Here is a 20,734-nt window from a genome sequence, read left to right on the forward strand (position 1 = left end):
TTCTCACCGCTTCTTGTCGGCAGCGGCGCGCGCGAGGCGTGCGACGTCCTCCGCCTCTTCGTCACCCGGCATGGCCGCGGCGATCCGTTCCAGCAGCTCCGCCTTACGGGCCGCCAGCTCCCCGAGTTCCGCACGTGTGGTGCGAGGGGCCCTGACATCCGCCAGGAAGGCGGCGATCTCATCAGCGGAGGGGCGTTCGGACACTTCTGATCACGTCCTTGGTCCGGTTTCGGGCATGGGAGGGGTAGGGACGTGGTGCGAGGCGGTCGCGCCGGCCGTTGAGAGAGTTGGTCAGCCGGTGGCCGGACGAGCGTTGATCACGGCGGTGGAAGCCGTTTCCGGCGGTGTCGGGACGACCGGGCGGAAGGGCTCCAGCGCCGGTACGTCCGGGGTGAGGTGTGCCGTATCGCGGCAGGTCGCGGCAGCGGCGGCGAGGGAGAGGGACGGCGTACGGATGCGGGACCAGCCGCCCGAGGAGTCGCCGACGACGGCGAGGCCGGGCAGTTCGGGGGCGATGGCCGAGGCGGCGAAGACCGCTTCCGGTGCGATGTCCCCGAGCGCCATCTTGGCCGAGGCTTCGTCGTTCACCCGGTGGCAGACCCGCCCGGTGAGCTGAGCCCGGAGCATCGTGGCCCCCTTGCCCAGCTCCGCCCCGAAGCGCTGCCCGCACACCTCCAGATAGATGCCGGCCGCGCGCCCGAGCTGAGCGAGCCGGATCAACTGGGTGACCATCTCGTCCCGCCGCTCCTCTTCCTTGCGGGTGGCGACGAGGAACAGTTCCGCCACCTCGTCGACGACGAGCACGATCGGCACCGGCCGTATCTCGTCCGGCAGGCCCCACACGTCCGAGGTGATCTGCTCGGTGCCGTCCTGGTGGGACTTGATCAGGTCGTACCGGTCCTTCATTTCCTTCACGAGTACGGGCAGCAGCTCAGCGGCCTGGTCCGGGTCGGTCGCCAGCGCGGACAGCCGGGCGGCGAACGGCGCCAGCTCGACCCCGCGCTTGCAGTCGATCCCGACCAGGGCGACCGGCCCCGCCGCCAGCCCCACCAGCAGATTCCGCAGGAACATCGACTTCCCCGACAGCGTTGCCCCGAGTACCAGTTGGTGAGGTATGGCCCGGTAGTCGCGTACGAACGCGGTCCCGTCCTCCCGTAACGCCACCGGTACCGCCAGGAGTCCGCCACCGGTCGGCTTCGGCATCCGGACCTTCCGCAGCACGTCGTAGCCGACGAGCCGCAGTTCGACGACGCCGGGCTTGATGTCCCGGACGTGCACGGCATGGACGCCCCAGGCGTGCCGCAGCCGCTCGCAGGAAGCGGCCACGTCGGCCGGGTCCTGGCCGGGCGCGAGGCGGAGCCGTACCCGCAGGCCCGTCGAGGTCGGCCGCAGCAGCCCACGGCGAGGCGGTACGGGACGGACCTCCCGCCGCGTGGTCACCCGCACGGCCAGAGCCCGCAGCCGGGACGGCCGAACCGTCAGCCCGCAGGCGTCCATGACCGAGCCGTACGTGACCAGCAGCCGGACCACCGAGAACGGCAGCCCGACCGCCAACCAGAACGCCGCCGGATGCGCGGTGCGGGCGTAGGCCCCGAGGGCGACCAGCGCCCCGCAGAGCCCGGCCCACAGCAGCAGGTCCGCCACGGCTATCAGCCTTCCCGCACGGCGAAGACACCGGGAACCAGGGCGGTCGCCCGGTAGGCGATGCCGTGCCGGGCCTGCCCGTTGAAGACGGACTCCCACGGCCGGGCGACGAGCCCAGGCAGCGACACCGGGGACCCGACGACCAGCCCGTCAGTGACTCCGCTCTCCGGGATCGTCACCGCCATGAGCGCCGACTCCCCTTCGTCGATGTAGACGACGCCCACGGTCATCAGGCTTTCGCCGGTCTGGGCGTCCTTGGCGATCTCACCGGTCTGCCGGTCCTTCACCTTGGGCGAGGGAGCCTCGGTCAGCAGGACCGTCGCCGAAGACGTGTCCACTCGGATCACACGCACAGCTGTCTCCTTGGAGGTTGTGTCACCCGCCAGGCACTTCCCGACAGGTTGACTTAGCAAGTTCGAAGCTAGAGTTGCCAAGTTGACTTGTCAAGTGGAGTTTTGGAGCAATGCCGATCGCAACTACGGTTTTTCGCAGGTCAGTTGAGGCGGTAGACGTCTTCGAGTTCATGCCGGTCGGCCGGCAGGACGATGTCGACGACCTGCAACGCCTGCCCCGAAACGTCGGCAGCGACCACGAGCACGCTGAGCACGGGGGCACTCTCGGGCATACCGAGCAGCCGGGCTTCGTCCCCGGTGGCGAGCCGCGCGGAGACGCGTTCCGTGACGTGGTCGAACCGCACCTTCCTGCGGGCTTCCAGCAGCGTGCGCGCGCTCTGGCCGAGCGGCGAGGACGCGGTCAGGTCGGTACCGTCACTCAGGCCGGCGGGGAAGTACGAGGACACCAGCTCGACGACTTCCCCCTCTTCCTCCACAAGCACCCGCCGCACGAGGACTTCGGCCCGCTTCGGTACACCCAGAGCCGAGGCGACCCGGGAAGGTACGGGCACCGGCCCGACATGCACCAGACGCCCCGGCGTACGGGACTCGTCCCGCTCCAGCACGGCCCGGCCACGACGGTCCCGCTGCTCGACCACTTCCGGGCGGCCCCGCACGATGGTCCCGAAACCCTGGCGCGACTCCAGCCAGCCGTCCCGCTTCAGCAGCTCCAGAGCGCGTACGACGGTCGGCCGGGACATCCCGAACGCCTGGACGAGCTGATTCTCACTGGGGACGCGCGAGCCGGGCGGATAGGTGCCGTCCTCGATCCGGCCCTGAATCGTCTGCGCCAAGCGCACGTACTTCGGTGGCTCCACCTCGTACGCCATCGCTGCCACCGTCCCGATCTGACCAGTCAACTGGTCAACCAGCCTATCCATCAGCCGTGAGAGATGGATACCACCCATGCGTGAAAGCGGGGCCGCGCTACTCCGGCCACGCCTTGTGGACGACGAAGGACACCATCGTGCCGCCGTACGGACTCGGCGCAACGGACCAGCTGTCCGACAGCTCGTCGACCAGTCGCAGCCCGCGCCCGTGAACATCCTGATCGGACGGGCAGGACATGCGGACAGCGGCAGGGGCACCGGGGTTGTGGACGTTGACACGGAGGGAACCGCCGTCGCGCCACCAGTCGAGGCGTACGCGCCACTCCTCCTCGGCCCGGCCGTACATCACGGCGTTGGTGACCAGTTCGGAGATCATCAGAAGACAGTCGTCCATCGAGCACGCCAGGCCGGACGGGTCGACGAACTTACGGAACCAGCGCCGGGCCCGGGGCACCGACTCCGGCATGGGATAGAGCGTCATGGCCCCGAGCTGTACGCCGTCCGCAGCGTGCGGGCCCTCGCGGTTGTCCTGCATACGTACTACTCCTCCCCCAGGCCGGTGCCGTCGCAGTCGACGCAACGCCGCCTGGCAGTCGTGCGAACTCGCTCGTTCGCGGCGGCGGATGCCAGGGCCGCACGGGAGCTGACGAGCTTCCACCCGCGCCCTCGGCAGGCAGCACAGGGAGGCCGCTTGCCGCTCCCTAACCGTCGACCGACCACACCGCGCCCCCTCTGGATCGAAGTGGCATTAGCCACTTACTGGATAGTGGCATTGGCCACTTCGATCCGCAAGCGGTTCGGGTGACCGAGCGAAGGCAACTCAGGTGAGCGGGTAGCCCTGTTCGAAGGCCCAGCGGTTCGGCGGGTAGGTGGCTTCCGCGAACTCCAGCGGCTGGTCCTGAAGGTCGTACACCACGTGATGGACGATCAGCACCGGTGATGCCGGGCCCAGGTCGAGGTCCGCGGCTTCGTCGGCCGTCGCCGCACGGGCGCACATGCGGTCCTCGGCGTAACTCCCCTGCCTGCCCGTCATGTTCTCGACGTACAGCAGGGTGCCTTCCCTGATGCGTTCCGGGTCCAGCAGCTTCGGCGCACGGTGGCCGACGTCCGGCCCGAACCACGAGGTCGAGATGGTGATCGGACCGCTCTCGTTCTTGGTCACCCGGCGCCGGTGGACCGCCCGGCGGTCCTTGACCAGGCCAAGCGCTTCGGCGACATGGTCCGGCGCATCCATCCAGCCGGCCGACGTGATGACGGCATACTCACCAGGCGTGTAGATCTTCCCGGTCTGCCGCGCCCGCCCGTACAGCTCCCGCGCACGACGGTTCACCTCCAGGCCCCGGACATATGTCCCCGACCCCTGGCGCTTCTCGACGAATCCCTGCTGCTTCAGAGCCTCCAGGGAGCGGGCGGCGGTAGGGCGGGAGACGCCCCAGGAGGCGACGATCTGCCGCTCCGACGGAACCTCGTCACCAGGCCGCAGATCACCGCGGAGAATCTGATCACGGATGAAGTGAGCGATCTGCAAGTACTTCGGCTGTGCTTCCTCGATCTGCGGCACCGCAACCTCCCCACAAGTGGCTAAGACCTCTGGCCACTATAGGGCGGGTGGCGAAGACCTCACGGGTACTCTGTCCGGGTGACGCGGTTGATCGTGGCAGCGGGCGGAGGGGGCGACGCAGTCGCCGCCGCGATGCTCGACGCCGCCCTGTACGGCACTTACGAACCGGCCGTCATCCTCACCTACGCATGGGACCGCCTCCTGGTCGACCCGGTACCCGGCCCCCGCAGCCCGGACGACTTCACCGGACTCCGCACCCTGACCCCTCACGTCCAGGTGGTCACGGCCGACACCGAGCCCGTACCCCCGGCAGGCTCCACGCTCCCCCGCCTGGCACGGGAACTCCCCCAGACGATCACCCTGATCGATCCCCGCCACGGCGCCCAGGGCATCGCCGCTCAGCTCACCTCGTTGGTCGAGCACCTTGAGCCCGAGTCCATCGACCTGCTCGACGTAGGCGGAGACATCCTCGCCAAGGGCGGCGAGCCTACACTTCGCAGCCCGCTCGCCGACGCGCTCACGTTGGCCGCCTGCTGCCAGCTCGACTTCCCTGTACGGCTCCTGATCGCAGGCCCCGGTCTGGACGGCGAGATTGGCGCGGGGACGCTCCGTCGACTGCTAGGCCGGAACATCGTCACCCTGGCGCCCGAACACGTGGACCCTGTTGACGGGATCCTTCAGTGGCACCCCTCAGAGGCGACGGCGATGCTCGCAGCCACGGCCCGAGGCATCCGCGGCCTGTGCGAAGTCCGAGACGCTGGCCTCCCCGTCCCCCTCACCGACGAGGGCCCCACGGTCCACGAAGTCGACCTTGACAACGCGTTCACCCGCAACCGCCTCGCCCGCGCCACCGCATCCACCACCACCCTCGCCGAAGCAGAACAACTCAGCCGGGAAATCTGCGGCTTCTCCGAAATCGACTACGAACGCAACAAGGCAACCTGGCTCGGCACCCAGCAGGCACAGGAACTCGACCCCAAGGCAACTCTCGACCAGGTCACCGAGTTCGAGCACCAGGCACGATCCCGAAGGATCAGCCACACCACCTTCCGCCGCCTGGCCGAAGCTCTCAACCTCCACGGCGCCCAGCGCGAAACCCTCAAGGCCCTGTTGCTCGACAGCCACCCGGAGCAATACGCAGCCCCGCTCTGGCACATCCCACCAACAGCCTGAGTAACAACTTTCTCTACGGTTTCAAGGCGCCGCGCAAGCGCGTCGCACGCGGCCCGGCCGGGCCGGGCCCGCCGTTCCTGTCTCCGCCCCACTCCGGCCCCGGCCCGGCCGGCCCGCGCGACAAGCTGCAGGCCCAGGAGGGTTAACCCCTCTGTCGCTGGGGGTCGGCTCCACGGCTTTAGGCAGCCACCATGGGGCGAGCCTCGAAGACCGGGGGCCCACTCGGACCAACAGCGGGCAGGTCCACAGACCGCCCGAGCCGCGGAAGCTTACGGGCCCCCGATCTCTCGCCCCATGGCAGCTCCCGCCCAAAGCCGCTCCGTCGACCTGCTTGTGACGGATGGTGTTCCGGGACACACCGTGTGTGCTCATGAGGTCGGTCTCTGAAGGCAACGTGTCGCTTCCAGTCTCCGTTTGAATCTCCTTTCGCAACGTCTCGGCAATGACCAGATACGCACCTCGCGGACTGGCCTGCGGCACGCGCCTTCCCCTTCCAGGACCTCGCGGACGTCCGGACGCGTCACACAATCAAGTCTTCCACGTCTCGCGACCATGCACCCCGAATTCAGATCTCCGCTCTCCCGTCTCTCGGGCCACAGGTGTCAGACGCCTGCCTCACGCTGCAACCTTATTCGGTCCATTGCGAATCTAATGAACGTAATGAATAGCAGCTTGTTTCCAAAGGAAGGCACAAACACTCCAGCCAAGATCCAAAAAGTTCCCCACCATCCAGGATCTCCGTCAGAATCCACCACAGGAAGCCAGAGAAAGTTGGCGGTGATCAGCCACAGCCACTTCCCCGTTTCGAGGGGAATCCTGCCCGCCCTGAACTCAAAAAATACAGTTAGAGCCATTACGAGCAAGAACACGTATAGGTTGGATACCCACAGCACAGGACTCATGTCTGAGGAACCCTCAACAAAGCGAATCTGATACGGCCACGCCACCAGCATGAGTATAATCAGGATCTGAATTGGCAGCGATCTGATCAGGTTCCTGCGAATACCCTTGAGGCGTTCCTCATGGCGAAGGGCCAAGTTCGCTAGGCCCTCATACAAGGGATTGGGCGCAGTTAAGGGATCTAGCCCCCGCCTAGCCCGAACCGCTTCCGTCAGCGCTTCTTCTTCAGTGTTCGCACGGATACGCATCCTCTCTTCACCAGCGTAATTAGCTACTTCCGCGTAGAAGTCATCGATTGTCCCGGAGTTAAGCAGAGAGGCTCTTGCCACTTGGACCCATCCGGGGCTTTTATCTACGACCCTTAACTGTTCAGTGAGATTAACCCAGAACAATTCCCTCTTCTTCATGTCATAAACGACACCAAGAATCGGGATGCGACTCTGCCGCCAATCCTCGAAGTGGTCCTCAACAGGAATGGCATACCCATGGGCCCGCTTGTACTTCTTTCCACTCTTCACCTGAATGGCGATCCAGTAAGGTGTTCTCTTACCAGCGCGGGTGAAGTTTACGATCATGTCCTCGCCGTGATCGTTGCCGCCATCGATCTCCTGAACGATGTGGTCATGCTCCTCAAGGAGTGAACGCAGGGCGTTGACGCCCGCCCTCTCAATCTTTCGACTGGCGCGAACAGTTGACACCCAGACCCCCTGAAATCAGTCTTCGTCAGACTAGCGGCATCCGCTGACAACCAGGGCCAATCGCAACCGCCCAGCCGCACACTGACTTGGCCGGTTCCATGTCCTGCGTTGTCCTGATCTTTGTCCAGTGCACAGATGGCCGCCCCCGTTCACCGCCGCACACGCACCCCCTCCGGCCTGTCCCTTGAACCTCTACGAAACGCCCTCGGACGGCCCGCGCGGACAGTTGGAAAGCGTGCAACTGGCTCGGCAACGTGGTGGGGCCGGTTTCGCATCTCGCTCCCCGGACCGGCAGGTCGCCGGTGCAGACGTATCACGAAAATGTTGCGCTTCCAACCAATCCGCCTGGAATGCGCCTGAGGTGTCCTACCGTGACCGTCACGCACAGCAATCAGGGGGGACCGTGAGCACACCACCAGCACCGCAGCGACCACCGCGCCCCGATGAAGTGCTTGCGTTTCACAACGGGGACACGCTGGAGAGCATCCCCGTCATCCGCGACGAAGCAGCCTCCCGACCGGCGCAGTTCCCTTGGAAGGCGACGATGACCGGGGGCGCGGTTGCAGCCGTTCTTGGCGTCTGCCTGGCCGTGGTTCTGCACCAACAGACAGGATCGGGTCGCGCTCCCGACGGAAAGGCGCGTCCCCAGGCACCACGCGGCGCCGCAGAGGCCGAACACGGGAACACTAGAACCTCTCCGACAACCCCAAAGCCGACCTCTTCCCCTTTGAGTACCCCGCCGACCGGCTCTGCAGGCGCATCGCCATCGTGCATCCCGGTGACCTACAAGACGCCTGAAGGCCCAGCTGCCTGCAAGTCGACAGCCGATGTCTGTGTTCCTGGCGCACCTTGGCATGTAGAGGGCATCGAGGGACTGTGTGGCGGCCCCGTGCCTCTCCAGGCCATCCACATCATCTCTCAGCCAGCCACCGGAGGAGATCCCGGAGCCACCTACTGTCTCGCATGGACGGGCAGCAGCGATGGCGCAGGGAAAGACGCCACCCTTCTTATGAACGCGGCGGGCTACCAGTGCGGTGCCTACCTGGTCGGCTCGGACGGACAGGTGATTCAGGCGGACGGCACCTCTGTCTTCTCGGACAGGCCCCAGTACTGCGAGGGGTCCTATCCAGGCACGAGGATGACCTATCCCGGTGTCCTGGACTTTCCGAACGAGGGCGGTGCGCAACCGCCCATGTACGTCTGCGTTGCCGAGAACGCAGGCGCATGAGCGGAAGCAGCACATGACTCTTGGTGACACATCTCTGTAAAGCTACGGCCCTGAAAGCGGTGCGGTCTTGGAGAGCGCACCACGGCCGCACCACAAGCGCACCAGATCAGGCGGAGAACAGCGGGAAACCACGGTGAATGGCGACGAGCCCGGCAGGCGACACGTCGACTGTTCGCCCAGGTCAGCGCCCAATTGGCCAGCGAAGAAGCTCTGATTCCCAAGCTCAGAGCGCGAGTTCGATTATCGTCACCCGCTCCAGACAGAAAGCCCCGGGGTCGGCGGCCTGGGTGCCTTGCGCCACTTCCGCCCGAAGGTGGACCTCCGGAACGGCGTCCCCCGCTCCCCCACGAACAGCAGCCCGTCCGGCCCCTTCTCCGCATAATCAGCGAGCCAATCCGGCACGGGGTCCGGCGGATCAGCTCATCGTCGACAGCCGTCTCCATGATGGCCTTGAGCAGCCCGTACGCCTTGCGACCGTCGCGCACCGCGGTAACCGCGCCGACACGGCTCAACAATCCCGACGTGAACGAACGGAGAGAGCGAGGCTTCTTCACCTGGAGCGCTCGGGAGTACGGAGTCACCGTTGTCATGTCTGCTGCGCCCAGCCCGGGCACGGCGTAGCACCAGGTAGCACATGGGGCTATCGTGGAGCCATGGCAGCCCAGCACGAGATCACTCAGCGCGATCTCCGCAATCGGTCGAAAGAGATCATGGACGCTGTTCAGGGAGGGCAGTCCTTCACCGTCACCCGGGACGGCCACCAGATCGGTGAGCTGATCCCCCTCCGGCGACGTCGGCGGTTCGTCCCTCGCGGCGAGTTCGCGGCGATGTCCCGCACTGCGCCCGACATCTCCCTCGATGCCTTCCGAGCCGATCAGAGCGCCACCGCCGAGCAGGAGCCGGACGATCCCTATGGTCGCTGAACACCAGCAGGGCCTGCTTGACACCAACATCATGATTCTGCGCAGGTGGGTAGACCCGGAAGAACTGCCCGCAGAGGTCGCGATCAGCGCCATCACCCTCGCGGAGCTCTCGGCCGGTCCCCACGAGGTGCGGCGGAACGAGGAGCAGGACGACTACGACGAGTACGCCGAACGCGCGGCCCGACTGGATGTCCTGCAACGTGCCGAGAACGAGTTCGATCCCCTTCCGTTCGACGCTGAGGCGGCCCGTATCTACGGCAGGGTGTGCGCGGCCGTGATCGGAGCCGGCCGCAAGCCCCGGCGCCGAGTGGCCGACCTGATGATCGCGGCGATCGCCGTCGCGGCGGACCTACCTCTTTTCACAACAAACCCCGACGACTTCACAGGGCTGGAGGGCCTGCTCACCGTCGTCCCCGTTAATCGACCGGCTGTGCTCCACGACCGATGAACGACATCAGGCCAGCGGCAGGGCGCAACGAAAGCAGACATCCCTCGCGCCAGAAGGGCAGGGCAGACAGCGACGGGTCGCCCGGCGCGGCCGTCATCAACCTTGAGGGTTCGCAGAGCCTCGCGGTTGCCGACCGTGCCAGTACATGCCATTCATAGCGGCGAGCAACGGTCCCCACCGATGCGTCCCATCCTCGGCCCACAGCACAACTGTGCGACGTTTCAGCTGGTCAAAGACACGCTTGACGGCCGGACGCCATTGATTCCCAAGCTCAGAGCGCGAGTTCGTTTCTCGTCACCCGCTCTTGATCGAAGCCCCAGGTCAGAGACCTGGGGCTTCGCCCTTGTCTTGATCTCTCAAGGGTCGGCCTGCCCTCCGTGTTCACCTTCCCCGGAAGGATCCGGCGGAGGCGCGCGATGTGGTGGCGGACGTGGCGCGCGAGGCGGTTCCGGAGTCAGCCGGCCGGTGCCGGATCGGCGGGCTGGGGGCGGCGGGGGTGGCGGCGGTCGAAGGGGCCCAGGTGGGTGACGACGCTGCCGTAGAAACGGTCGATGGCGGCGTCGACGCTCCGGATAAAGCCCGATTCCGTGGCGCCCCGGGTGCCTCCCATGCCTTTGAAGAGCGAGAGGCGAAACCCGGTTATCGGGGCCCCGTCCCGGGGAAGCAGATCACCCGGCTCGGGGCGTAGCCGCTCCAGCGTGCCCCGTGGGCCGTTGCCGGTCTCCACCAACGTCTCCACATGGAGGTCCGCCGGCGCCTCGGCCAGTGATCGGATCAGGCGCTTGGCCGAGGTGAGCGGGTAACCCCCTTCAGGTACCGGGATGTCGACGGACGTACGCAGCTTCGAGGTCCGCAGGTCGGCCGCGATCGTGAAGACTCCCGTTGTTCCGTCGATGCGCAGTTCCGAGGACAGGCGGCCTTCCGCGCACAGTCGGTCGGCGAGCGCGGCCCTCCTTGAGCCCGGGTCGGTGCCGCGACTGACCCGCTGTACGGGCAGAGCCTTCTGGCCCAGTTCCCCGCCCAGCCGAAGACAGATCTGACGGATGAGCTGCTCCCAGCTCGCCACCACCTGGAGGGCGCGCGGGTCCCCTTGGGAGAGGGTCTCCGCCTCGATGCCGTTGCGAACCGGGACCCACGCCGGGCCCATGTTCTGAAAGCCGTGGCAGCCGGAGTTCTCGTGCTGGAGGTAGTGGAGCAGTTCGTGCAGCAGCCAGGCGTGCGCGGCGTTGCCGACACCCTCGTGGCGGATCAGCATCTGCGCCTGGTGCGCCACCTCCGCCCATGACAGGTGCCACAGCGTGACCTTGTGCTTACGCCGGCCGTCGATCTTGACGTCGACCAGCGGACTGCCTTCCAGAGCCACGTCATTCGACAGAGTGATCACGGCCTCGTAACCGCGACGGGCCGCGATGTCCATGTAGTCCTGGACCTGTTCGGCCTTGAGTGCGTTGCCGTTGGTCTTCGTCTCGACGAGAGCCGTCCACAGCTTCCCGGCTCGCTCGACCCGGATCACCCCGTCCGGGCGCCTGGGGCTGTCGCCATGGGGCAACGAGACCTCGGTGAAGGTCTGCATGCGGCCGGCAGGGGCACCGAACGCCGCTGTGAGGCGGCGCCCGAACTCCGGCACCTGCGCCATCACCGAGAGCAGCACGGACGTGGCCCGTAGCTCCCGCTCCTTGTCGTTCCGGAGAGTCGGTACGGGAAAGAGCCGGGCGGGTTTCCACGAGTCGTTCTCGGCGAGGGACTTCTTGGTCACCTTGGGCAGCGTGACCTTCTTCTTAACCGTCCGGGTACCTCGTGCGCGTGGTGTTTGGGTCTTCTGCGGCACCGACTCCGCGCCGGCGCTCTGGTGGGGACGAGACGTCGGGTCCTCGGTGACAGCAGGCGACTGCGCTGATGTCACCACCTTCGGGGCCTCCGTCTCGGTGACGCCCTTCGAGCCAGTGTCGTCAGCGGCCTCTTCCTCACCCTCGTCGTCGTCGTCGATTTCGATGCCGAAGTCGGTGGCGAGACCTGCCAGCCCGCTCTCGTACCCCTGCCCGACGGCCCGGAACTTCCACTCCTCGCCTCGCCGGTAGAGCTCGCCGAAGACAAAAGCGGTCTCCACGCTCGCGTCGTCCATGGAGAAGCCGAGCAGAACCTCACTCGCACGGTCAGCGAGCGTCAGGCGGATGTCGTGGAGATCGCCGAAGCGGGCGCCGTCGTCGCGGCTGGCGGCCACCACGATGCGGGAGACGTCCAGCGGTACCGCGGTCAGGTCGAGGCTGATGCGGTCCTCACTACCGCTGTCCGTCGGTGTCTTGCCCAGGAGTTGGACGCTGCCGTCTGCTGCGGCCGGGTGGTTGTAGAAATAGAAGTCCGAATCGCTGCGGACCTTGCCGCTGTCGCCCAGGAGAAGAACCGACACGTCCGCGTCGCCGTCCCCCTCCGCGCTGCTCCAGCTCAGACTCACGATGACGCCACCGCTGTCCTCGCTCAGGGCCGCCAAAGCGACGTTGGCTCCTTTGGACATCTCTCGCATGTGGCCCCCCGGACACACGGGCCGCAGCGGGCACTCCCCGGGCAGCCACAGCCATTTCGTTCCGTCATGCGGCACCTACTCAGTGCGCATGCATGAAACTAGCGCAGCCGAGCCGTCACAAGGAGCTGGATTCGGTGAAAGGCCGACTGTGCGCTTGCCCAGGTGTCACGTGCCCGCTACCTGACCGTTGTTCCTCACCGGAGACGAAGCCCCCAGGGTCGCCGTGGAGTCCGTTCCGGTCGGTGATCGGGTGGATCTTCGAAGATCTTCGGTGCCCCCGGCACCTCCAAGGACGCGGACGTGGCATGAGTGAGCGCATCGAGACCGTCGTCCTGGACTCGGGAGGCAAAGGCCGCTGCAGAGTTCCTCAAGGGAGCCGGACGGCACGGCCACATGTACGCCATCGACGCCACCGTGGCCGAAGTGGCGCTTCGCCAGCCGATACCTGTCGCCCTGCCGACGTCCGACACCGACGGCATGACAACACTCTGCGGAAATCATGTCCGGATCATCTCCCTCTGATTCGTCGGCCTCTCTCGGCAGAGGTGCGCCTCGACGCCTCCTCGTCGACATGGGTCGGGTCGGGAAGCTGTTCCAAGCGGAGGCGTCCACGCCGGCGCGGGTGATGGGCCCGAGGTGCTCGGCCGGCGCGCGTCTCCGCGACTTCCCGGGGCGTGATGCTCCCGCTCACGTACCGCGGGTGCCCGGTCACGACCGTCGCCGAGGCCCTGCGCGTGTCGACGCCGTACCGCGCGAGGACGGTCTGGCGGTTCTCGTCCATGACCCGGAGGTAGTTCTGCGCCTGGGAGACTGCGTGATGTGCTGGGGCGCCCAGCATGAGGTGGCCGCTGCGCCGGATGACCAGGTTCTCGACGTTGGCGCGCTTGAGTTCCACCACGTGCAGGGATCCGTCTCCCCGCAACAGCGGAATGTCGAGAATGGTGTCCGGGGTGTACTGACGGCGTGCCAGCTCGGCCACGTAGGCGCCACCGGAGATCCATTCCTGGTTCTTCAGGCAGGCGTGGAGGGCGTTCTCGGAGCTGTCGGGGTCGTCCACCGCGGCGCGCAGCGCGGCGAGGCCGGCTCGCCTGGCCTGCAGTTCGAGCAGTTGGGCCAGCAGTCCCGCGTCGGCGTCCGCCAGGACTTCGCTCATCATCCGGGCGGTCTCGGCGGAGGCTGGTCGAGGCAGGTTCCGCAGGACCAGCTCCATGTGCCCGTACGCCTGGAGCCGCTTCAGGTACTTGGTGGACAGCTGGATCCCGCCGTCTCCGGTCCCGAGGCCCACGTGCTCGGTGGAGCGGGCGATACCGCGGAAGAGGGCACGGGCATCGGCGGCGCTCGCGTCGGGGTTCTCGTCGCACAGGACGTCCAGGACGGCCACCGCCCGCTCGGCGCCCAGGGCGGCCATCCGCCGCATGTACTCCTCGCTGTGCTGCCGCGCCTCCTCGTCGTAGTAGTTCTCCAGGACATCGAGGAAGAGTTCGCCCCGGGCGTAGGCGGCGAATCGCTGAAAGCGCCGAGCGAACTCGATGTCCTCGTGCAGGAGGGCCTCTTGGGCGACATCCTCCAAGGCGTCCACCAGCCGTCTGCCCTTGCCGTACGGCCCGCCGTAGCCACCCATGATGTGCGACACCGCGTCGAGGCGCTCCCGCACGCCTGCGTGCTCGGTGAGCTCCCGTGCCTCCTCGACCATGCGCCAGAGCGTGAAGCCGGATCGGTATGTCGCCATGCGGGGCACCCTAGGGCGTGTATCGAAAGTAGCGTCGTCCGCCCGGAGGGCGGGGCCTGCGGCGTCCGGTGCGTGCAATCGCAAGGCGGAGGGTCGCCCTCGTACTGGACGTACTTGGGCGATTCCGACAACGCAGCGAGTGTGCGTGCTGGGCGTCGCAGGCCAGGCGGGACTTTCGCAACACGCCCTAGAACCGGGCACTGACAACCGGGCCTGGTCCGGTCGGACCGCGGGCGAGGCCCCGGCGGCGGCGCCGCGGCCGGTCTCCGGATAGGGGCTCGGCCGAGGGCGGGGGCAAGGGCGGGGGCAAGGGCGGGGCGCCGGGTGGGGCTCCGTCTGCAGGGCCCGGGGTGTCACCAGGACGGCATCATCGGCTCCGGGTAGCGCGATCCGGCCGCGCCGCGCGGCAGAATCCGCTGGATGCGGGCGAGGTTCTCGGGTGTGAGCGTCACCTGCGCCGCAGCGGTGTTCTGGGCGACCCGCTCGGGGCTGCGGGTTCCGGGGATGGGCACGATGTCGTCGCCCTGGGCCAGCAGCCAGGCGAGCGCGAGCTGGGTGACGGAGATGTGCTCGGCATCGGCGAGTGCGGTCAGCTCGCGGACAGCGGCCAGGTTCTTCTCGTAATGGCCGGGCTGCCAGCGGTCGTCGAAGCTGCGCACGTCGTCCGCGGGATACTCGGCGGCGGGCTTCACCACACCGGTCAGAAAGCCCCGGCCCAGCGGCGAGTAGGGCACGAACCCGATTCCCAGCTCGCGGACGACCGGCAGCACCTCGGCCTCCACGGCACGCTCGAACACCGAGTACTCGGTCTGGAGCACCGACACCGGGTGTACGGCATGGGCACGCCGAATGGTGTCCGGGCCCGCCTCGCTGAGGCCGAAGTACCGGACCTTGCCTTCGGCGATCAGCTCGCCCACGGTGCCCGCCACCTCCTCGATGGGCACGTTGGGGTCGACCCGGTGCTGGTACAGCACATCAATAACGTCCGTGTCCAGGTGGCGCAGGCTGTTCTCGGTGACCTCCCGGATGTGCTCCGGGCGGCTGTCCAGCCGCGTGAAGTTCTGCGGATCGCTCAGATCGAAGCCGAACTTGGTGGCGATGACGATCTCGTCGCGGAAGCCCTTCACCGCACGACCGAGCAGCCGCTCGTTGCTGCCGGTGCCCATGCCGTACAGCTCCGCGGTGTCGAAGAGGGTCACGCCCAGTTCGTACGCCCGGCGGATGGCGGCGGTCCCGCCCTCCTCGTCCCCGGTGCCGTACGCCATGGTCATACCCATCGTGCCGAGGCCGATCGCCCCGGCCCGGAGGCCCTGGGTGCCGAGCCTGCGGTGGGGAAGGTTCTCGTTCTGTGTCATGCCGTGAACGCTAGGTCCGCGCCCGCCTCCGGGTCATGGGGCGCAGACCGCATAGGATTGCCTGATCCTCTCAACAAGGAGTCAGCAAGGGAGCGTCGGATGCTGGACGGGCTGTCGGCGGCCATCGCCCGGCACGGCGTGGGACTGTGGTCCGAAACGGCGGTGCCACGTCTCTCGCTGATCACGCTCGACGAGCTGATCACCCCCGCCGACCTGCTGTACGACCCGATGATCTGCTTCGTGTCCGACGGCGCCAAACGGGCCGTCGCGGGCGAGCGAAGCTGGGTGACCGGACGCGGTGACATGTTCCTCAATACGCTCCGGGTTCCGGTCACGGCCTCGTGCGAACGGGTGCCGTACCGCTCGGCGGTCATGCTGCTCGACGGCCGGGCGCTCACCGAACTGCTCCTGGAGATCGAGGAGTCGAGCCCGCGCCCGCTGCCCGGCCCCGGCGGGCAGGTCGCCGCGACGATGACACCGGAACTCCTTGACGCGGTCACCCGGTGGGTGCGGCTGGTCGACACCCCGGACGACATCGGCCCGCTCGCGGCCCGTATCGAGAGCGAGATCCTGTACCGGCTGCTCAGCGGCCCGCTCGGCCCGGTCCTGCGCCAGTTCACGCTGGCGGACTCGGTGACGGCCCGGGTCCGCACGGCGGCGGCGTGGATCTGCGATCACTACACCGAGCCGCTGAGCGTCGACGAGATCGCGGCGGTCGCGCACATGAGCACCGCCACCCTGCACCGCCGCTTCAAGGCCGCCACCGGCATGAGCCCGCTCCGCTTCCAGAAGCACCTGCGGCTCCAGGAGGCCAGACGGCGACTGACAGTGGGCGACACCACGGCGGCGCGGGTCGCGGAGGCGGTCGGGTACGTGAGCGCGACCCAGTTCAGCCGGGAGTACCGGAGTGTGTACGGCCTGCCGCCGATGCGGGACGCGGCCCGGCTGCGGGGGCGGTTGGCGCCGGGGCGGGAAGGCTAGTGCGGTGACCCGAGAGGTTTGCCGGTGAGCCTGCGGCGTCCGGTGCGGTGCCGCGCAAGGCGGAGGTCCGCAGCTCGTACTCGCCGTACTCGCGCGGTCCGACAACGCAGGGGGCACCACCCGAGCCCGCAGGGCTACGGGGGAGACGTGCCGTGCCGGGCGTCGCAGGCCGGTGAACGTGTCCGGTCACCACACTGGACGGACGCCGGTCGTCGGCGGGGCGGATCACGCGCGTCACCGGTGCGAGTCCTGCACGGCACCGGCCACGGCACCGGCCAGGCGGGGGGGGCGGTCCACCCGTGAGTGCTCCCGAAGGACCGGACCCTCAGGGCGAAGCCGTCCGTACACCCCCGGCGGCGCCCCCGCCGCCCGGGGAGGAGGCGTGGGCGCCGTGGTCCGGCGGCCGGTGAGTGGCCGTCAGGCGGCCGCCAGCGCCTCGGTCGGGGGGAGCCGGGCGGCGCGGACCGCCGGAAAGAACCCGGCCAGGCCCCCGATGACGAGCGTGGCGCCGATGCCGCCGGACATCGCCCACAGCGGTACCACCGCCGGCCAGCCCTGGTAACCGGCGTAGCCCGCCGTCACCGCGATGCCCAGCGCGACCCCGCCGAGGCCGCCGAGTGCGGACAGCAGCAGGGACTCGCACAGGAACTGGGTACGGATCTGGCCCCGGGTGGCGCCGAGTGAGCGGCGCAGGCCGATCTCGGCGCGGCGCTCCAGTACGGAGATGACCATGGTGTTGGCGACGCCGACGCCGCCGACCAGGAGCGCCACCGCGCCCAGGCCGAGCAGCAGCCCGGACAGGGCGTCGTCGGTGGCCTGCTTCGCGGCGAGGGCGTCCGAGGGCCGGGAGACGTCCACCTCGTTGGGGTTCTGCGGATTGATGGTGGCGCCGAGGATCTCCTGGACATCGGCGACGGATGCCTCCTGGACGCGGGTGTAGATCGTCGTCGGGTAGCCGTCGAAGTCCAGCTCCTGCCCGGCGGCCGGCCAGCCGATCAGCGCGGCGGAGTCGAGCTCGGGCGCGAGCTCGTTGGCTGCCAGCAGGCCGACCACGGTGAACCAGCGGCCGCCGAGCCACACCTGTACGTCCGGCCCCGCCTCGTACACGCCGAGCTGCTGGGCCGCCCTCGCGCCGAGGACGACGGCCGGGTGGCGCTCGGTGGCGGCGTTGAGCCAGCTGCCGTGGACGACGTCGACGCCGACCGTCGCGGGCAGGTCGGTGCGGGCCGCGTAGACCGCGATGCCGCCGGTCTGCCCCTCGGGTACGTGGTCGTTGCGGTACACCTTCGCTCGCGTCCTGCCGATGGCCGAGACCGACTCGACGGCGTCGATGCCGCCGACCATGCCCACCGCCGCCTCGGGCAGATGGGCCGTACCGCCGTCGAAGGTCTGCCCGGGAGCCGCGGTGAGCAGGTTGGTGCCGAGCGCGGCCAGCCTGCGGCTGAGTTCCTCCTGGCTGGAGGTGGAGATGCCGACCACGCCGATCATCGCGGCGATGCCGAGCGCGATGCCGAGCGCGGAGAGGAAGACACGCATGGGGCGCGAGCGCAGGCCTGCGCCGCCGGTGCGGATCACGTCCGCAGGGCCGAGCCGGGCGGCTCTGGGACGGGTCGGGGCCGGTGTCGTCATGCGCCCACCTGTTCCGGTGCGGCCGAGTCGTGCTCGATACGGCCGTCCCTGAGGTGCACCTCGCGCGGCAGGGAGGCCGAGACGTCCCGGTCGTGCGTGATCACGACCACCGTCGTACCGGCCCGGTGCAGTTCGTGCAGCAGCTCCAGCACCACCGCGCCGGAGCGCGAGTCCAGCGCGCCGGTCGGCTCGTCGGCGAGCAGCAGCGGCGGGTCGCCGAGCACCGCCCGGGCGATGGCGACGCGCTGCTTCTCACCGCCGGAGAGCTGGTGCGGCTCGCTGGACAGCCGGTGGCCCAGACCCACTCTGCGCAGCGTCTGCCGCGCCAGCCGGCGGCGCTCGCGGCGGGGCCGGCCGCCGTAGAGCATCCCGTCCGCGACCGCGTCCAGGGCCGGGACCCCGGCGGCCAGGTGGAAGGACTGGAAGACGAAGCCGATGGTACGGGCGCGCAGCGCTGACAGCTCTCGGTCGGACAGTTCGTCGACGGCGTGCCCGTCGACGAGCACGGTTCCGGAGGTGGGGCGGGCCAGCGTGCCCATGATGTTGAGCATGGTCGACTTGCCGGACCCGGACGGGCCGACGATCGCCAGCATCTCGCCGCGCCGGACCACCAGGTCCGCGTCGGCGAGGGCGGTCACGTCGCCGTACGTCATCGACACCCCGGACAACTCCACTACGGGCGGCCTCACTGCGGGATCCCCACCTTCAGGCCCTCGGTGACGCCTTCGCCGGAGACCTCGACCCTGCCGTCCGCGAACAGGCCGAGTTTCACCGGGCGGTACTCGACCCCATCGGCGGTGACGGCCTGCACGGCGTAGCCGCCGCCCTTGCGGGCGACCAGAGCGTTGACGGGCACGGCGAGGACGTTCCCGCGGCTCTCCGCGGTCAGGGTCACGTCCACCGGGGCGGCCTGGTAGCGGCCGAGCTTCTTCTGGTCCTTCACGGACAGGGTGATCGGCAGCGTGACCGTGTCGCCGCCGCCCTGCTCGGCGGGCTTGGCGGTGGCCGCGTTGCCGACGCCGGTGACGACGGCCCCGGTCTCGGTGTCGTCGGGGAGCTTCACGGTGGCCCTGGTGCCTTCCTCGACCAGGTCCTCGTACCGCGCCTCCAGGTCGACGGTGACGATCCGCTCGGTGCCGGTCCAGCTGAGAACCTCACCGGAGGCGGCGTGCCCGCGGACGGCCGTGACCTCGGAGACGCGCCGGCCGCCGGGGGCGACGACGGCGTCGCCGGGCGCGACCTTGCCGGTCTCCTCCCGGCCCAGGTCCTCCTGCCAGGCGCGCACGGCGTCCGCGGTACCGGAGGTGAACTCCCGGTCCACGGTGAAGCCGGTGTAGCCGAGGGCGGCGAGGTTCTTCTCCAGCTGCCCGACGTCCTTGCCCTCGGCGCCGACGTCCAGGGTGCGGTAGAGCGGGGTGGAGCCGTAGAGCAGCGGCACCTTGTTCTCGTCCACGCTGTAGACGGGCTCCCCGCGTTTGATCACGGCGCCCTCGCCGGGCAGCCAGGTGAGCGTCCCGCCGCCGGACCCGCTTCCGCCGTCGCCGGAAGACCCGCCCCCGGACCCGCTTCCGCCGTCGGACCCGTCGGGCTGCCCGCCCCCGCCGCTTCCGGCCCGTACGGGGCTCGGGTCGCCGTAGCCGAGGGTGCCGTCCACGGTCTCGCTGCGGGTCAGGGTGGTCTGTTCCACCCGCGCGGTACGGGCCGGGCCCGAGGGGGCCGCGGCCGGGGTGTTCCCACCGCCGCCGCCCAGCACGCCGGTCGCGGCGACCCCGCCCCCTGCCGTCACCGCGGTGACGGCCAGGACGATGAGCAGGGTACGCACCGGGCGCCGACGCCGCCGCGGCTTCCCGGCCCCGGCCGGGAAACCCTCGCCGCCGCGGTCGTCGAAGAAGGCGCCCCCGGGCTCGCGGACCCCGCCGGACTCTCGGACCCTGGCGGACTCTTGGGCCCCGCCGGACTCTCGGACCCCGGCGGGCTCTTGGGCCCCGGCGGGCACTCGCGGGGAGTCCTGGCCGGTCATCGGCCACCGCCGTTGTGCCTCATCCTGAGGTTCCCGGCCGGACGTTCGTCCTGGCAGGTCTCCAGGGCCTTGTCCAACGTCCGGTCTTCGCCGTCCGCGCCGACGCCCGTCATGTCGACCTCCAGCGTGTCGCCCTTGAGTTCGGGGTCGGGGAACTTCGGCACACCGTTGTCGCGGACGCACTGCGCCCACTCGCGGGCCTTTCCCAGGTCGGCCGGCGCCCCGCCGTCCGACCCGTCCCCGCCCTGCGGGGAGAGCTCCTTGCAGGCCTCCTCCGCCTTCTTGAACTCCGCCGACTTCGGGTCGACGCCGGAGTCCTTCCCGACCATCAGGCTGCCGTCGTCCGCCGGGTCGGGGAACGCGGCCACACCGTTCTCGCGCATGCACGTGGCGAACGCGACACCGCGGTCCGCCGCGCCGGAGGGCTTCGCACCGCCCGCCTTCTCCTCCGCCGAACCCCCCGAGCAGGCCGTCAGCAGTACACCCGACAGCAGCAGCGGGACGAGGGGCAGCACCCTCGCCTTCGTACGCCCGTACGCCCGGGCTCCGGCCGAGCCGCCCCGGGAATCACTCGCCTGAACCGGTGTCCGTCCCATCCTGGTCACTCCTCGTCACTCCTCGCCGCGCTACGCCGCCGGCCTCCGCCGCGCCGGTCGGCCGTACGGACAGCGATCGTGCGGGGCCAGGATCAGCAGGGCTTGA

The 20,734-nt window shown here is 68.8% G+C and carries 18 protein-coding genes and 1 pseudogene; 5 read left to right on the forward strand and 14 right to left on the reverse strand.

Features of this window, described 5'->3' with window-relative positions:
• Nucleotides 1–3: 3 nt before the first annotated feature.
• From ACFYT4_RS05955 to ACFYT4_RS05980, 6 genes are all read right to left on the reverse strand, one after another.
• Nucleotides 4–204: a hypothetical protein gene (locus ACFYT4_RS05955; protein ID WP_389265668.1), complete on the reverse strand. Its 201-nt coding sequence runs from the start codon at nt 202–204 to the stop codon at nt 4–6.
• 87 nt (nt 205–291) lie between these two features.
• On the reverse strand, nt 292–1,644 hold the full coding sequence (locus ACFYT4_RS05960) for an FtsK/SpoIIIE domain-containing protein (protein WP_389265670.1): 1,353 nt from the start codon (nt 1,642–1,644) through the stop codon (nt 292–294).
• 5 nt (nt 1,645–1,649) lie between these two features.
• Nucleotides 1,650–1,997, reverse strand: a complete 348-nt coding sequence (locus ACFYT4_RS05965; protein ID WP_389265672.1) for a hypothetical protein — start codon at nt 1,995–1,997, stop codon at nt 1,650–1,652.
• 140 nt (nt 1,998–2,137) lie between these two features.
• A complete protein-coding gene (locus ACFYT4_RS05970) occupies nt 2,138–2,866 on the reverse strand; it encodes a GntR family transcriptional regulator (protein WP_389265788.1) in 729 nt (242 codons plus the stop codon).
• A gap of 97 nt (nt 2,867–2,963) precedes the next feature.
• Nucleotides 2,964–3,401: an ATP-binding protein gene (locus ACFYT4_RS05975; RefSeq protein WP_389265674.1), complete on the reverse strand. Its 438-nt coding sequence runs from the start codon at nt 3,399–3,401 to the stop codon at nt 2,964–2,966.
• Nucleotides 3,402–3,686: 285 nt separating this feature from the next.
• The gene (locus tag ACFYT4_RS05980) at nt 3,687–4,427 is read right to left on the reverse strand and encodes a GntR family transcriptional regulator (protein ID WP_389265676.1); all 741 of its coding nucleotides are present in this window, start codon (nt 4,425–4,427) and stop codon (nt 3,687–3,689) included.
• 78 nt (nt 4,428–4,505) lie between these two features.
• On the opposite strand from ACFYT4_RS05980, the gene ACFYT4_RS05985 reads away from it, so the two are divergent.
• Nucleotides 4,506–5,600, forward strand: a complete 1,095-nt coding sequence (locus tag ACFYT4_RS05985) for a DUF1152 domain-containing protein (protein WP_389265678.1) — start codon at nt 4,506–4,508, stop codon at nt 5,598–5,600.
• Between the two features lie 602 nt (nt 5,601–6,202).
• Here ACFYT4_RS05985 and ACFYT4_RS05990 read toward each other — a convergent pair.
• Nucleotides 6,203–7,198, reverse strand: coding sequence for a DUF4365 domain-containing protein (locus ACFYT4_RS05990; RefSeq protein ID WP_389265680.1), 996 nt, complete (start codon nt 7,196–7,198; stop codon nt 6,203–6,205).
• A 1,881-nt stretch (nt 7,199–9,079) separates the two neighbouring features.
• Here ACFYT4_RS05990 and ACFYT4_RS05995 point away from each other — a divergent pair.
• Both ACFYT4_RS05995 and ACFYT4_RS06000 read left to right on the forward strand, forming a co-directional pair.
• Complete coding sequence (locus tag ACFYT4_RS05995; protein ID WP_389265682.1) at nt 9,080–9,349, forward strand: type II toxin-antitoxin system Phd/YefM family antitoxin; 270 nt, start codon at nt 9,080–9,082, stop codon at nt 9,347–9,349.
• A complete protein-coding gene (locus ACFYT4_RS06000; RefSeq protein ID WP_389265684.1) occupies nt 9,339–9,797 on the forward strand; it encodes a type II toxin-antitoxin system VapC family toxin in 459 nt (152 codons plus the stop codon). The genes ACFYT4_RS05995 and ACFYT4_RS06000 overlap by 11 nt, the downstream gene beginning before the upstream one ends.
• A gap of 454 nt (nt 9,798–10,251) precedes the next feature.
• On the opposite strand, the gene ACFYT4_RS06005 is transcribed toward ACFYT4_RS06000, so the two are convergent.
• Nucleotides 10,252–12,318, reverse strand: a complete 2,067-nt coding sequence (locus ACFYT4_RS06005; protein WP_389265686.1) for a TerD family protein — start codon at nt 12,316–12,318, stop codon at nt 10,252–10,254.
• A 345-nt stretch (nt 12,319–12,663) separates the two neighbouring features.
• Here ACFYT4_RS06005 and ACFYT4_RS06010 point away from each other — a divergent pair.
• Nucleotides 12,664–12,840, forward strand: a pseudogene (locus ACFYT4_RS06010) (DNA-binding protein); the annotation flags it as partial.
• Here ACFYT4_RS06010 and ACFYT4_RS06015 read toward each other — a convergent pair.
• On the reverse strand, nt 12,827–14,047 hold the full coding sequence (locus ACFYT4_RS06015) for a Shedu anti-phage system protein SduA domain-containing protein (RefSeq protein ID WP_389265688.1): 1,221 nt from the start codon (nt 14,045–14,047) through the stop codon (nt 12,827–12,829). The pseudogene ACFYT4_RS06010 and the gene ACFYT4_RS06015 overlap by 14 nt on opposite strands.
• Before the next feature lie 353 nt (nt 14,048–14,400).
• A complete protein-coding gene (locus tag ACFYT4_RS06020; RefSeq protein ID WP_389265690.1) occupies nt 14,401–15,402 on the reverse strand; it encodes an aldo/keto reductase in 1,002 nt (333 codons plus the stop codon).
• Nucleotides 15,403–15,501: 99 nt separating this feature from the next.
• Here ACFYT4_RS06020 and ACFYT4_RS06025 point away from each other — a divergent pair, with 99 nt between their 5' ends.
• Nucleotides 15,502–16,383, forward strand: coding sequence for an AraC family transcriptional regulator N-terminal domain-containing protein (locus ACFYT4_RS06025; RefSeq protein WP_389265692.1), 882 nt, complete (start codon nt 15,502–15,504; stop codon nt 16,381–16,383).
• A gap of 417 nt (nt 16,384–16,800) precedes the next feature.
• On the opposite strand, the gene ACFYT4_RS06030 is transcribed toward ACFYT4_RS06025, so the two are convergent.
• The 4 genes from ACFYT4_RS06030 to ACFYT4_RS06045 all read right to left on the reverse strand — a co-directional run bounded on the left by ACFYT4_RS06030 (nt 16,801) and on the right by ACFYT4_RS06045 (nt 20,628).
• Entirely contained in the window at nt 16,801–18,012 is a 1,212-nt protein-coding gene (locus ACFYT4_RS06030) for an ABC transporter permease (protein WP_389265694.1), read from the reverse strand.
• The gene (locus tag ACFYT4_RS06035) at nt 18,009–18,701 is read right to left on the reverse strand and encodes an ABC transporter ATP-binding protein (protein WP_389265696.1); all 693 of its coding nucleotides are present in this window, start codon (nt 18,699–18,701) and stop codon (nt 18,009–18,011) included. Before ACFYT4_RS06035 ends, ACFYT4_RS06030 begins: the two co-directional genes overlap by 4 nt.
• Nucleotides 18,698–19,834 carry a peptidoglycan-binding protein gene (locus tag ACFYT4_RS06040; RefSeq protein ID WP_389265698.1) on the reverse strand — a complete coding sequence of 379 codons (1,137 nt, stop codon included), beginning with the start codon at nt 19,832–19,834 and terminating at the stop codon, nt 18,698–18,700. Before ACFYT4_RS06040 ends, ACFYT4_RS06035 begins: the two co-directional genes overlap by 4 nt.
• Nucleotides 19,835–20,028: 194 nt before the next feature.
• Entirely contained in the window at nt 20,029–20,628 is a 600-nt protein-coding gene (locus ACFYT4_RS06045) for a hypothetical protein (RefSeq protein ID WP_389265700.1), read from the reverse strand.
• Nucleotides 20,629–20,734 lie beyond the last annotated feature (106 nt).

It is taken from the genome of Streptomyces sp. NPDC004609 (assembly GCF_042873655.1).
GTDB lineage: Bacteria > Actinomycetota > Actinomycetes > Streptomycetales > Streptomycetaceae > Streptomyces.

Coding starts and splice junctions, on each gene's coding strand:
- ACFYT4_RS05970 (WP_389265788.1), bottom strand. CDS start 2,866: ATGGCGTACGAGGTGGAGCCACCGAAGTACGTGCGCTTGGCGCAGACG.
- ACFYT4_RS05975 (WP_389265674.1), bottom strand. CDS start 3,401: ATGCAGGACAACCGCGAGGGCCCGCACGCTGCGGACGGCGTACAGCTC.
- ACFYT4_RS05995 (WP_389265682.1), top strand. CDS start 9,080: ATGGCAGCCCAGCACGAGATCACTCAGCGCGATCTCCGCAATCGGTCG.
- ACFYT4_RS06000 (WP_389265684.1), top strand. CDS start 9,339: ATGGTCGCTGAACACCAGCAGGGCCTGCTTGACACCAACATCATGATT.
- ACFYT4_RS06005 (WP_389265686.1), bottom strand. CDS start 12,318: ATGCGAGAGATGTCCAAAGGAGCCAACGTCGCTTTGGCGGCCCTGAGC.
- ACFYT4_RS06015 (WP_389265688.1), bottom strand. CDS start 14,047: ATGGCGACATACCGATCCGGCTTCACGCTCTGGCGCATGGTCGAGGAG.
- ACFYT4_RS06020 (WP_389265690.1), bottom strand. CDS start 15,402: ATGACACAGAACGAGAACCTTCCCCACCGCAGGCTCGGCACCCAGGGC.
- ACFYT4_RS06025 (WP_389265692.1), top strand. CDS start 15,502: ATGCTGGACGGGCTGTCGGCGGCCATCGCCCGGCACGGCGTGGGACTG.
- ACFYT4_RS06030 (WP_389265694.1), bottom strand. CDS start 18,012: ATGACGACACCGGCCCCGACCCGTCCCAGAGCCGCCCGGCTCGGCCCT.
- ACFYT4_RS06045 (WP_389265700.1), bottom strand. CDS start 20,628: ATGGGACGGACACCGGTTCAGGCGAGTGATTCCCGGGGCGGCTCGGCC.